Genomic DNA, 13,090 nt, shown 5'->3' on the forward strand with positions numbered 1-13,090 from the left:
CTCAGATGCCGGTCATGCGGTCTCGGGGGCGATCACGGGCTCCGCGGTGTCGCGGATCCCGCTGGCGTCGGCGGCGGCCTCGCACGCCTGACTGACGGTGCGCGGACCTGCCGGTGTGTCCACGATAGCGTCCGCCTGGAGCTGTGCCCACGGCGCCAGGACGAAGGCGCGCTCGCCGGCGCGCGGATGCGGCAGGCTCAGCACCTCGTCCTCCCACACGACGGCTCCTGTCGCACCGGCCCGACCCGCGCCTGTCCCGGCGACGCCGTCCTCACCCGCACCGGTCACCGCGCCCGCGCTCGCCTCCGCGCCACCGCCGCCGGCGCGCCGTGCGCTGATGAGGTCGAGGTCGAGGGTGCGCGGACCCCAGCGGACCTCGCGCGTGCGCCCGGCGGCGACCTCGATGCCCTGGCACACGGACAGCAGCTCGCGCGGCGGCAGTGCGGTCCGGACCAGCACCGCCGCATTGTGGAAGTCCGGCTGCTCCACTCCGCCCACCGGGGCGGTCACGAAGATCGACGAGCCGGCAACGAGCGCGATCCGCGGGTGCAGGGACAGCGCGTGCGCGGCGTCCTGCAGGGCTGCGCGGGCGTCGCCGAGGTTGGCGCCGAGGGCGATGACCGCCTCATACTCCTCTGCCGAAGACCCCGCCTCCGCGGCCCTGCGGCGCACCGTCACCGCCACATCGGCGAACTCGTGCGCGATGGGCGCCTGGGGCTTGTGGACGGTCACCTCCGCCTCCGGGGCGAACTCCAGGCAGGCATCCGCGAGCGCACCGGCGAGGGCCTCGATGAGGTCGAAGGGCTCGCCCGCGATGATCTGCACGAGCCGGTCCGCGAGCGCACCGTAGTCGGCGGTGTCGGCGAGGTCGTCGCTCGCGGCGGGCACCGACAGATCGCGGAACAGCACCACATCGGCGACGAAGTCCTGCCCCTCGCGCTTCTCGAACTCGAAGACGCCGTGGAAGCCCCGGGCCCGCAGCCCGGTCAGCCTGATCGCATCAGCGCTCATCCGTCCTCGCCTCCGCCCGCGCGCACCCGCGCGCTTCCGGCTGTCCGCGTACGGGCGAGGGCGGCCTCGCGCACGGCCTCGGCCGCGATCCGCGAGGACCGCGGCTCGTGCACCCGCACCGCCCAGGCGCCGGCCTGCGCGGCCAGCACCGTGAGCGCGGCGGTGGCGGAGTCGCGGTCGGAGAGGCTCGCCTCCGCGGCCGCGCCCTCCGGCGCCGCGAGCGCGGACAGGAAGCGCTTGCGCGAAGCCGCGACGAGCAGCGGCATGCCCATGCCCGCGAACACGTCCAGCCGGCTCACGAGGTCCCAGTTGTGCTGTGCGTTCTTCGAGAACCCGAGGCCGGGATCGAGGATGATGTCACCGCGCCGCACACCCGCCGCGCAGGCGACCTCGATGCGCTCCTCGAGCTCGGAGACGACCTCGGCGACGGTGTCCTCGTAGTGCGGCCGCACCGACGTGTCACCCAGGTGGCCCCGCCAGTGCATGAGGATGATGGGCGCCCCGGTCTCCGCGGCGAGCCCGAGCATCCCCGGTTCGCTCTGCCCCGCGGAGACGTCGTTGACGATCGCCGCACCGGCCTCGAGAGCGGCCCGCGCCACGGTCTCCCGCATGGTGTCGACGCTGATGACGGCACCATCGCGCGCCAGCTCCCGGACCACCGGCACCACGCGGCGCAGCTCCTCGTCCTCGGCCACCCGCGAGGCGCCGGGACGGGTGGACTCCCCGCCCACGTCGATGATGTCCGCACCGCCGTCCAGCAGGGAGAAGCCGTGGTCCACGGCATCGGCGTGGCTGTACCAGCGGCCGCCGTCGGAGAACGAATCGGGCGTCACGTTGAGGACGCCCATGATCTGCGTCCGCTCGCCGGCGGCAGGCGCCTCGAGGGAACTGCGCTGCTGCGGCATGCCGATCACCTCCGGAGGATGAGGCTCATCGCCTCGGAGCGCGAGGCGGCGTCGCGCAGCTGCCCGCGCACCGCCGAGGTGATGGTCGAGGAGCCGGGCTTCTTCACCCCGCGCATCGACATGCACAGGTGCTCGGCCTCGATCACGACGATGACGCCGCGCGGCTCCAGATGCTCCATGAGCGCATCCGCGATCTCCGTGGTGAGCCGCTCCTGCACCTGCGGCCGCCGCGCGTAGACCTCGACGAGCCGGGCGAGCTTCGACAGGCCCGTCACCCTCCCCTCGGCCCCGGGGATGTAGCCGATGTGCGCGGAGCCGTGGAAGGGAACCAGGTGATGCTCGCACGTGGAGTACATCGCGATGTCGCGGACGAGGACCATCTCGTCGAACCCGATGTCGAACTGGGTCCCGAGCACGTCACCGGCGTCCTGGTGCAGACCCGCGAACGACTCCGCATAGGCGCGGGCCACCCGTGCCGGGGTCTCCAGCAGCCCCTCCCGGTCCGGATCCTCCCCCACGGCGGCGAGGATCTCCCGGACCGCCGCTTCGATGCGTGCGTGATCGACGCTCATGCCCGTGGGCCCTCCTCATCGCTGTCGCCGGCATCCCGGCGGCCGTCTCTCTCCTGTCCGGGCCAGCCGCCGGTCCAGGGCTCCTGCGCGCTCTGGGACGCGTCGGTCCCCGAACGCTCCTCCCCGCGGCCGGGCTCGGCACCGGGGAGCGCCGTCGTGTCCGCGCCGGGTCCGGGCTCGGCGGTTCCCGAGGCGCCGGTGCCGGCCGAGGCGTCGCTGCCGGCCGAGGCCCCGTCCTCGCTCCCGGCTTCGGCATCCTGTGCGCGCGCGGCCGGGGGCCGGATGGGCCCGCGGTCGGAGACCGGGCGGTCGTCGTGGGCGAGCCACACCTCGCGGCGCTGCCGCTTGACGACGGGCGCGAAGATCTCCGCGAGCTGGGCCTGGTCGAGCGTCTCCTTCTCCAGAAGCTCGTAGGCCAGCCTGTCCAGCACCTCGCGGTTGGCGTTGAGAGCCCGGTGGGCGTCCTCGTGGGCCGCATCGACGAGCATGCGGATCTCCTCGTCGATGGTGAACCGCGTCTCGTCCGAGGCGCCGTCCCCGCCCCCGGCACCGGCACGGCCCGCGAACGGCTCCGAGGTGTCGCCGCCGATCTTCACCATGCCCACGCGGCCGCTCATGCCGTACTGCGTGACCATCCGGCGGGCGATGTCGGTGGCCTTCTCGATGTCGTTGGCCGCCCCCGTGGTGGGGTCGTGGAACACGATCTCCTCCGCCACGCGGCCGCCCATCGCATAGGCCAGCTGGTCGAGCAGCTCATTGCGCGTGGTCGAGTACTTGTCCTCGCTGGGCAGCACCATGGTGTAGCCGAGGGCGCGGCCGCGCGGCAGGATCGTCACCTTGGTGACGGGGTCCGTGTCGTTCATGGCGGCGGCCACGAGCGCGTGACCGCCCTCGTGGTAGGCGGTGACGAGACGCTCCTTGTCGTTCATGAGCCGCGTGCGCTTCTGCGGGCCGGCGATCACGCGGTCGATCGCCTCGTCGACGATCGCGTTGTCGATGATCGACTTCCCCGCACGTGCGGTGAGCAGCGCGGCCTCGTTGAGGACGTTGGCCAGGTCCGCGCCGGAGAAGCCGGGGGTGCGCTTGGCCACCTGGGCGAGGTCCACCTCGGGCGCGAGCGGCTTGTTCGCGGAGTGCACCTCGAGGATCCTCACGCGGCCCTTCATGTCCGGGGCCTCGACCTGGATCTGGCGGTCGAAGCGGCCCGGGCGCAGCAGTGCGGGATCGAGGACGTCGGGCCGATTGGTCGCGGCGATGAGGATGACGTTCGTCGAGGAGTCGAAGCCGTCCATCTCCACGAGCATCTGGTTGAGCGTCTGCTCCCGTTCGTCGTGCCCGCCGCCCATGCCGGCGCCGCGCTGACGGCCGACGGCGTCGATCTCGTCGATGAAGATGATGCAGGGCGAGTTGTCCTTGGCCTGTTTGAACAGATCGCGCACGCGGGAGGCGCCCACGCCCACGTACATCTCGACGAAGTCCGAACCGGAGATCGAGTAGAAGGGGACGCCGGCCTCGCCCGCCACGGCCCGGGCCAGCAGGGTTTTGCCGGTGCCGGGGGGACCGTACAGGAGGACGCCCTTGGGGATCTTGGCGCCCACGGCCTGGAACTTGTCCGGCTCCGCGAGGAACTCCTTGATCTCCTCGAGCTCCTCGAGCGCCTCGTCCACGCCCGCGACGTCCTTGAAGGTGACGTCCGGGTTCTCCTTGTTGACCAGCTTGGCCTTGGACTTCCCGACGTTCATGATGCCCCCGCCGCCGGCGCTCATGCGGGAGAGGAGGAACCAGAGGACGGCGAAGATGAGGAGGAACGGGATGAGGTTGATGAGCAGGGAGGTGAACCACGACTGCTGGGGCACGTCATCCGTGTAGCCCTGCGCCGGATCGGCGGCGTCCACGGCCTCGACGATCTGCTCGCCGCGCTGCTCCACGTAGAAGAACTGGATGCGCTTGCCGTAGTCCTTCTCCTCGAACTCGTAGTCCTCGGTGAGCACGAGGTCCACGCGCTGATCGCGGTCGACGATCTTGGCCTGCTCGACCTTGCCCTCTTCCAGCAGGGTGAGGCCCTGCTCCGTGTCGATGCGCTGGAACCCGCCCCCGCTCATGAACATGAAGCCGACCGCGACGATCAGCACGACAAGCAGGACCCAGGAGAATGGCCCCCTCGAGGCCTTCTTCAGGTCGGGCTTGCGGTCAGCTGTTTCAGCCATGGATCCTCTCTGGGGCATGAGGGTGGGGCGAGCCCGGCAAGACTAGCCGGTGCACATGTGGGCCGTCTGCCAGGCCCGGGCGGTGCGGTGCCCGTGCATGGTCCGGCGGCCGGACGCTGCGCGGCGCCCGGTTCCGCTGAGCGGCTCAGCTGTAGACGTGCGGGGCGAGCGTCGCGACGAAGGGAACGTTGCGATAGCGCTCCGCGAAGTCCAGGCCGTATCCGATCACGAACTCGTTGGGCACGTCGAAGCCCACGTACTTGACGTCGATCTCCACCTTCGCCGCCTCCGGCTTGCGGAGCATGGTGCAGACCTCCACGGAGGCCGCGCCGCGGGACTTGAGGTTGGCCAGCAGCCACGACAGCGTCAGACCGGAGTCGATGATGTCCTCGACGATGAGCACATGCTGGTCCTTGAGGTCCGTGTCCAGGTCCTTGAGGATGCGGACCACGCCGGAGGACTTGGTGCCGGAGCCGTAGGAGGACACCGCCATCCAGTCCATGCGCACCGGCAGGTGCAGCTCCCGCGCCAGGTCCGCCATCACCATCACCGCGCCCTTGAGCACGCCGACGAGGAGGAGGTCCCTGCCCCGGTAGTCGCGGTCGATGTCCGCGGCCATCTCCTGGAGGCGGTGCTTGATCTGCGCCTCCGTGGCATGCACCGTCGTGATGTCGTCGCCAAGGTCCTTCTCGTCCACCTGTCACTCCTCATGCGAACCTGTACGCGCAGCCCGGTCTGCCCGCCGCATCCCGTGCGCACCTGCCTGGTGCTCGTGTCTGCCCGTGCTCGTTGCTGCGCGTGCTCGTATCTGCTCGAATCCTCCCCAACTCTAGCGCGGACCGCGGACACGGCAGCTCCGCCCCGGACGAATCCCCCTGCCGCGGATGCGCGCCCTCCGTCGCGGACGCGGACTCGGCGTCCCGGGTGCGATCTCCGCCGGGGATGCGCACCCGCCGTCCCGGGCACTGCCTCAGCGCCCCGGGGGCGATCGCGGCGACGGAGCACTACTGCGCCTAACCCCGGCCGCCCGCACAGGCGTTCCGCAGCGAGACAGGGAATAATGTTCTCCCGCATCCCCGCCCGCCATCCGAGGACCTCTCTGTGACCAGCACCGCACACCCCGCGAACGAACCGGCACCCGACCCCGCGCACGGCGCGGACCCGCAGCACGCAGCGACCGCGCCGGAGCCGCCGCGGTCCTGGGCGCTGCTTCCGCTGGACCTGCTGCGCGGCTTCCTCATCGGCATCACGGAGCTCGTGCCGGGGGTCTCCGGCTCCACCGTCGCGATGATCGTGCGCGTGTACGAGCCCATCATCCGCTCCGCCGACCACGTGGTGAGCGCCGGCCGCGCGCTGCTGCGGGGACGCTCAGCCGCATTCCGCGCTGAGCTGAAAGAGGTGGACTGGCGACTCATGCTGCCGCTGGGTGCAGGCATGGTCGCGGCGATCCTCCTGCTCGCAGGGCTCCTGCACGACCTCGTGGAGGGCTATCCGCTCAGCTCGCTCGGCCTGTTCTTCGGGATCGTGGTCGTGGGCATCGCAGCACCCCTGCAGATGGTCCGCTGGCGCGGGACGCTGAGTGCCGTGCACGTGCTGCTGTTCCTCGTGTTCGCCGCAGCCGCCTTCTTCCTCACCGGCCTCGCGACGGACTCCCCCGCCGAGAACCCCTCGATGATCGCCGTGTTCCTCGCCGCGGCCGTCGCGATCTGCGCACTCGTGATCCCCGGCGTCTCCGGCTCCTTCATGCTGCTCGCGATGGGCCTCTACGCACCCACGCTGCAGGCGGTGAGCGAGCGGGACCTCGCATACGTGGGCGTCTTCGGCCTCGGCGCGCTCGTGGGGCTCGTGAGCATCGTCCGCGTGATCCGGGTGGCCCTCGTGCGCATCCCGCACCTCGCCGCGGCCTCGATGGCCGGGCTCATGGCCGGTTCGCTGCGCGCGCTGTGGCCCTGGGAGCCGGGCGCGGACTACACCACCGGCGATGTCGTGGGTCCGCTGCTCCTCATGGTCGCGGGTGCGGTGTTCGTGCTCTTCACCCTGTGGGTCTCGCGGCGGAGCTCCCGCGCCGTGTGAATTCCCACCCTTCGTGCCGCTGGACGCCCCGACGTATCGGGGCGTCCAGCGGCACAAAGGGTGGGAACGCGGTCAGGGGGACGCGGTGCGCACTTCGAAGCGCCCGCGTGTCCGCCGCACCTCGAGCCCGCCCGGCACGGACACGCGTGCCCGCTCCTTCGCCCCGGGGACGGCGAGCTCCGACACCCTGCGCACATGGGCCGCGGTGAGCTCCTGCGCACTCACCCCCGCGGCCAGCAGCCAGCGCCGCAGCACACGGGTCCGCACCGCCGGATGCAGGGCGGCGAGGCGCTCGCCCTCGAGGAGCTCCGATCCGTCTCCGGCGAGTTCCGCGAGGACCCGGTCCGCTTCGGCGTCGAGGAAGTCCGCGTCCTCGCGCAGGAGGTTCGCCGTACGAGCGAGATTGCCGCGCAGCCCCCGTCCCAGCTCACCTTCGAGCCGGTGCAGGAGCCTGCGCACCCGCACCCGGGCGAACTCCGGATCCTCGTTCATGGGGTCGTCCCAGACGGGCAGGCCCTGCGCCTCGCAGCTCGCGCGGGTCTGCTCCCGGGTGACTCCCAGCAGCGGCCTCACGAGGACGATCTCCCCCGCCTCGGTCGGCAGGGGGGCCAGCGGGGCCATGCCCGCGAGCGACCGCGCGCCCGAGCCGCGCATGAGCCCCAGCAGCACGGTCTCCGCCTGGTCGTCCTGCGTGTGCGCCGTGAGCACGAGTGGCGGCAGGGCGTCCGGTGCCTCCTCGGCCCGGCCCTCCGCCTCGTCCGCCCCGTTCCGTGATGGATCGCGCTCAGGGACGGCGCCGGCGCACCCGTGCTCCCGGGCTGCGCAGGCGAGTGCGGCATAGCGCGCGTGCCGGGCCCGCGCCTCGATGCCTTCCGCCGACTCCGACAGGGGTCCCAGGCGCACGCTCACAGCCGGCAGCCCCAGCTCCCCGAGGAGGTCGACGGTCTGCCGGGCCACCTCGGCGGAGCCCTCCTGCAGCCCGTGGTCCACAGTGCAGGCGAGGAACCGCCCCTCGCCCCGGCGGTGCAGGAATGCCGCCGCCGAGGCCAGGGCGAGGGAATCGGCCCCGCCCGACACCGCGAGGAGCACAGGGGGCGGCTCAGCACCCTCAGCCGGAGCGCGGGGCAGAGGCCTCCGCAGACCGGCACGCAGCGCCGTGCGGACGGCGGCGGTGGCCGCATCGAGGCGCGGCCTGCGGATTCCGGCCCCGGCACGCCCCTCACTCACGTGCCGTTCACCCGCTCGACCCAGAGCCGGGGGCGGGCGATCTCCTCGGGCGAGGGCAGATTCTCCGGATCGGCGAAGACCGCGGCGAGGCCCGCGTGACCCGCTCTCCGCACCACAGCGCGGACGAAGGCCGCACCCTCGCGGTACTGCCGCAGCTTGGAATCCGCGCCGAGGAGGCGACCGATCGTCCCCGCCGGGCCGATCCCCGCATCGCGCCGTGCCTCGAACCGCTTCCGGATGAGCCGGAGCGAGGGGATGACCCCGGTCCCGACCGCGTCCATCACGACATCCGCATGGCCCTCGAGCAGGCTCATGACGGCCAGCACCCGGTCGAGCGCCTCCCTCTGCGCCGGCTGCGTGAGCATGTCCACGAGCTCCGCCTCGCCCCGGACCACCTGCGGCAGCCGGCTCAGCACCTCACCCAGCCCGAGCTGCACGCCCGGCCGGCTCCGCGCGCCTCGCCCCGGCCCCTCCTCCGGCTTCTGCTCGTCAAGCAGCTCCGCGACCTGCACCTGCAGGTGTCCGCGCAGCCACGGCGCAGCCGCGAACTGCATGCGGTGCGTCGTCTCGTGGAGGGCGACCCACAGGCGGAAGTCCCGTGCGGGCACGCCGAGCGAGGCCTCGGTCTGCGCCACGGTCGGCGCCACGAGGAGCAGCCGGCCCGCCGCAGTGCCGACGGCGCTGTCGGCCATGCTCCCGACACCCGAGGCATCTCCGCCCGAGGCACCCGCACTCGGTGTGCTCGCACCACCGGCCGCGCCCGCACCGAAGGGATCGAACTGCCCCAGCACGCGGGTCGAGAGGAGCGCGAGCACTCCGGCCAGCTCCATCGTCGTCGACAGCCTCGAGTCCTCCATCGCCGCGCGCGTCGCAGGGCTCACCACCGGTCCGAGCATCGCCGAGAGCGACTGCGCGGTCGCCTTCGCCCAGCCCGGCCGGTCCACGACCAGCACATGATCGTGCGCTGCACGGGCGCGGACGGCATCGGCGTGCTCCGGTTCCAGCCGCATCACATCGAGGACGAGGTCCACGGAGGTCTCCGCCGCCGCACGGAGCTCCTCGACCACGCCGGCCGCCTCGTCCGGGCCGAGTGCGGGCCCGCCGGGCACGAGCTCCCGGAGGCCGCGCTCCAGCAGGCGCATGTCGACGAAGGCGCTCATGCGCACCCGCATTCCGCGATCCGGGCGAGCGCGACGTCGAAGGCCTGACGCATCTCGCCCGCCGTGCCGGGCTCCATCTCGTCGGCCATCATCGAGAACACCAGCAGGCGCCCGTCGGCGGTGAGGACGGTGCCCGCGAGCGAGGTGACGGTGGCGAGCGTGCCGGTCTTCGCGACGACGACCCCGGCTCCGGGCCGCGAGTCCTCGTCCCGGTAGCGCTCGGCGAGGGTGCCGGACCAGCCGCCCACCGGGAGGGAGGGCGCGAGCAGCGAGAGATCCCCCTCGGATGCCGCCGAGGCCTCGATGATCGAGGTGAGGTCGTGTGCGGAGATCCGGTTGGCGTAGTCGAGGCCGGAGGTGTCGGACAGGCGGATGGAGCCCGTGTCGATGTCCTGCTCCGCGAGCGCGTCGATGACGGCTTCGGGGCCCGTCGCCGAGGTGGCCTCGCGCCCCAGCGCCACCGCCGTCTCGCGGCCCAGCACCTCGGCGACGACGTTGTCGCTCTGGCCGAGCATGAAGTCCACGACGGCCGAGACCGGCGCGGACTCCACCCGGGCCAGCTCCTCGGCGGCTCCGGGGGCCTGTGACGGGTCCGCCGTCTGCACTGCGAGGCCCTGCTCGGCGCCCGCGGTGCGCAGCGCCTCGGCGAAGGTCTCGAGTGCGACGGCGGGCGCGTCCTCCTGCCTGGGCGAATAGCGTTGGCCGGGCTGCTCGAAGGCCGAGTTCTGCATGAGCGGTGCGATCGGCGTGATGAACCCGCTGCCCACGTCAGCGCGGGCCCAGCCCTCGTGCCAGCCGCTGCCGGAGTAGCGGGAGAGGTCGGCGGAGACCGTGACCGAGGCGATGCCCGCCTCGGCGAGCGCCGCCGCCGTCTCCTGGGCGAGTGTGCCGAGGCCGGCATGGCCCATGACGGCATCCGGATCCGATTCACCCGTGCCCAGGAGGACGTCTCCGCCGCCGATGAGGTGGACCGTCGCAGGACCGTGCGCGGTCTGGGAGGCGGAGGTCTCCGCAGCGTCCTCGGCAGGGGCCGCCGCGTCGGAGTCTCCGCCAACGGCCGAGCCGGAGAGCACGGTGCGCGTGGCGAAGCGGGTGCGGGCTCCGATGGTGCCGAGGGCGGCCGCCCCCGTGAGGACCTTCGTCACCGAGGCGGGCGTGTGCGCCGTCCCCGCGTCCTGCGAGGCGAGGACCTCGCCCGTGAGCATGTCGCGGACGTCGTAGCTGTGACGGCCGGTGAGCTCCGCGTCGTCGAACACCGCCTGGATGAGCTCCTGCACGCCCTGCGGCGCGGGAGCCGAGTCCGAGAGCGGGCCGATGGCGCTCCGCCCTTCGACCTCCGGCGCGGGCTGGGGCACCGCCTGCACCGCGATCTGCGGCTCCGTGGTGAGGACGCCCGGCACGTGCCCGTAGGCGTCGAGGGCAGCGTACCCGCCGAGCAGCACGACCAGCGCGGCCGTCCCGAACACGAGGCCACGGCGTCTGCGGGGTGCCTCTGCGGTCTCTGGTGGGCCGGAGGTGAGAGCCTCGAGTGGGTTGGAGGCGGGCGCTTCGGGCGCTTCGGGCGCTTCGGGCGCTTCGGGCGAGCCTGCGGGAGCCGGTGGCGAGGCGGCCGGGTGCGGGTCCGCGGACGGAGGCGGGTCCGCTGCGGTGGCGGAATCGTCCGCGTCCGAGGGCTCTGCGTCGTCAGCGGGTTCGGGTGCGTTGTCTGGGCCGGACTGTCCGGTGGGCTCAGTTCGCTCGGTGGGCTCAGTGGGTTCGGGCAGGCTGATGAGAGCGGCCGCCGCCGAGGCGGAATCGGCCGTCACTGATTCGCTCGGTGCCGCGTCGGCACCGTCATCTGGCGAGGCCTCTACCTGCGCTTCCGGTTCCTCGGACGACTCAGCGGTGGGGGACGGCTCCGGATCGGCCTCGGCGTCCGACACCGGATCGTCCGGGTCCGACACCGGATCGTCCGGGTCCGATTCCGAGGCCGCTCCGTCGAGCGATTCCTGCGCAGCGGGGCTGTGGCCGGAGAAGTCCCGTTCCGAAGGCTCCGGTTCCGAGGGCTCCAGTTCCGGGGGCTCCGATTCGGAGAGCTCCGGCTCGGAGAGGCCTGGTTCGGAGGATTCCGGCCCAGAGGTCGCCTCCGGATCGGCCTCGGTCGAGGCGGTCTGCTCCTGGACAGCGGATTCGGACGCCTCGGACTCCGCTGCTTCCGAGCCCGCAGAAGCTTCTGCATGAGCAGACGAAGTGGATTCCCCCTGCGGGTCGCCTTCGTCCTCCTCCTGCAGGTCGGCCTCGTCTTCCTCCTGCAGGTCGGCGTCCTCCGGAATGACAGGTGCATCCGACGGATCGGGCTCCTCCTCGTCAAACCGGTCAGACTCTTCCGGTCCGTCAGGCTCCCCCAGCCGACCGGACTCCTCCGACTGCTCGGATTCTCCCAGTCGGCCGGATTCTCCCGACCGCTCGGACTCTTGTGACCGGTCCGGTCCTTCACCCGGGCCAGAGTCCTCGGGCGGCTCAGACGGGCCTGAATCGACCGGCAGGTCCGCGCCCGTGACGGCGTGGGCGAAATCATCCGCCTCGCCGGCGTCGAGGTGCGCGGACACATCGAAGCCGACGGGCGCAATCGAGTCCCAGTCCAGCTCGCTCCCGTCGCCGGTGTGAGCGGCCAACTCGGCGAATTCGGTTTCTCCGGAGTCGTCCGACCGGTCTACGCCGTGAGTGTCGTCGGAGCCGCTCGGCTCGCTCTCATGACCCGGTTCGTTCGCACCCGCCGGTTCATCGTCACCGTCATGGTCAACCACACTGCCCGATGCGCCCGCGCCTTCGCCGTCTTCGGCACCGAGGCCGGCGCCCCCTTCCCGACCTGCGGGCTCCTGCTCAAGCCTGTCCGTCGGCTCGTCCGAATGGACGGGGGCCGGCTCCCCGCCTGCCTCGGCCTCGGTGCTTGCGACAGCCTCATCAGATGTCGGCTCGGCATCCATCACCTCCGCCGGCTCGGCCTCGCCTTCATCCGTGCCAGCACCCTCAGCACCCTCAGCACCCTCAGCACCCTCAGCACCCTCAGCACCCTCAGCACCCTCAGCACCCTCAGCGGCGATGCTCGCAGACCCCTCCGAATCCGCCCTGTCAGCTTCGGTCACATGGCCGTCATGAGCCTGATCGGTCTCATCGGACGTCTCCGCCTCGGCAGCCGGGTCGCCACCGGCGGTCGCGCCGTCCTCGGAAGCGGCACCGCCATCGGCGGCCGCCCCGTCCTCATCGCCGGCTTCCCGGACCCCCGCACCCTCCGCGGCAGGACCGGTGCCAGCACTGCTTCCCGCATCGCCGTCGTTTCTCGCATCGTCGCCTCGGATGTCGGCCTCGGCCTCTGTGAGCTCGGTCAGGCGGCCCTCCTCCGATGTGGGAGTCTCGACCTCGTGTGGGGCGGCGACTGCCTGATCGGCTTCCGAGGGCACGGCCGCTGACCGGTCAGCACTCCCGGTCTCGGTCCCGGCGTCCGGTCCAGCTTCCTCGGGCGGCGTCACGTCCTCGGAACCGAGCACCACCCCACCACCAGGCGCCTCGGCACCAGGCTCCTCCACCGCTTCGGCACCGGGCTCCTCGGCCGTCTCAGCGTCGGCCCCGAGCGCCGCCTCGACATCGACGGCGGACTCCTCTTCGGCGTCACCCCCGGGGCCCGCGTCGGCGACGCGCTCCGGTTCCGCCTCTTCCGCCTCAGCATCAGACTTCACCCCCGCCTCAGCATGAGACTCTGCCCCCGCCTCAGCATCAGGCGCCGCCTCCGCTTCAGGATGGCGCTCCCCCTCGGCCTCGGCGCTCAGCCCCTCCTCGGAAGCCGTCCCGGCAACGGACTCCCGCACGTGCTCCTCGCCGTCGCAGGCGGTCTCGTGCGCGTCGGGGCCTTCACCTGTGGTGTCTGACACTCGGACTCCCTCACAACGGTCTGCGGT

The 13,090-nt window shown here is 72.2% G+C and carries 9 protein-coding genes; 1 reads left to right on the plus strand and 8 read right to left on the minus strand.

The window, feature by feature from the left end:
* Positions 1-12: 12 nt before the first annotated feature.
* The 5 genes from folK to hpt all read right to left on the minus strand — a co-directional run bounded on the left by folK (position 13) and on the right by hpt (position 5,392).
* A complete protein-coding gene (folK, locus tag K318_RS0116885) occupies positions 13-1,011 on the minus strand; it encodes a 2-amino-4-hydroxy-6-hydroxymethyldihydropteridine diphosphokinase (protein ID WP_029090358.1) in 999 nt (332 codons plus the stop codon).
* Positions 1,008-1,916 carry a dihydropteroate synthase gene (gene folP, locus K318_RS22795; RefSeq protein WP_051298241.1) on the minus strand — a complete coding sequence of 303 codons (909 nt, stop codon included), beginning with the start codon at positions 1,914-1,916 and terminating at the stop codon, positions 1,008-1,010. Before folP ends, folK begins: the two co-directional genes overlap by 4 nt.
* Positions 1,917-1,921: 5 nt before the next feature.
* Positions 1,922-2,488, minus strand: coding sequence for a GTP cyclohydrolase I FolE (gene folE, locus K318_RS22800; protein ID WP_035282210.1), 567 nt, complete (start codon positions 2,486-2,488; stop codon positions 1,922-1,924).
* A complete protein-coding gene (gene ftsH, locus K318_RS22805) occupies positions 2,485-4,695 on the minus strand; it encodes an ATP-dependent zinc metalloprotease FtsH (RefSeq protein WP_156914087.1) in 2,211 nt (736 codons plus the stop codon). Before ftsH ends, folE begins: the two co-directional genes overlap by 4 nt.
* Positions 4,696-4,840: 145 nt before the next feature.
* Entirely contained in the window at positions 4,841-5,392 is a 552-nt protein-coding gene (gene hpt / locus K318_RS0116905; protein WP_029090359.1) for a hypoxanthine phosphoribosyltransferase, read from the minus strand.
* Positions 5,393-5,796: 404 nt separating this feature from the next.
* Here hpt and K318_RS22810 point away from each other — a divergent pair, with 404 nt between their 5' ends.
* On the plus strand, positions 5,797-6,768 hold the full coding sequence (locus K318_RS22810; RefSeq protein WP_051298145.1) for a DUF368 domain-containing protein: 972 nt from the start codon (positions 5,797-5,799) through the stop codon (positions 6,766-6,768).
* Positions 6,769-6,840: 72 nt separating this feature from the next.
* Here K318_RS22810 and tilS read toward each other — a convergent pair whose 3' ends face one another.
* The 3 genes from tilS to dacB are packed head-to-tail and all read right to left on the minus strand — an operon-like array spanning position 6,841 to position 13,063.
* Entirely contained in the window at positions 6,841-7,995 is a 1,155-nt protein-coding gene (tilS, locus tag K318_RS22815) for a tRNA lysidine(34) synthetase TilS (protein WP_156914088.1), read from the minus strand.
* Positions 7,992-9,155: a zinc-dependent metalloprotease gene (locus tag K318_RS0116920; protein ID WP_084500420.1), complete on the minus strand. Its 1,164-nt coding sequence runs from the start codon at positions 9,153-9,155 to the stop codon at positions 7,992-7,994. Before K318_RS0116920 ends, tilS begins: the two co-directional genes overlap by 4 nt.
* Positions 9,152-13,063, minus strand: a complete 3,912-nt coding sequence (dacB, locus tag K318_RS24005; RefSeq protein ID WP_051298148.1) for a D-alanyl-D-alanine carboxypeptidase/D-alanyl-D-alanine endopeptidase — start codon at positions 13,061-13,063, stop codon at positions 9,152-9,154. Before dacB ends, K318_RS0116920 begins: the two co-directional genes overlap by 4 nt.
* Between the last annotated feature and the right edge of the window lie 27 nt (positions 13,064-13,090).

It is taken from the genome of Brevibacterium album DSM 18261 (genome assembly GCF_000426445.1).
In the GTDB taxonomy this organism is placed as follows: domain Bacteria; phylum Actinomycetota; class Actinomycetes; order Actinomycetales; family Brevibacteriaceae; genus Brevibacterium; species Brevibacterium album.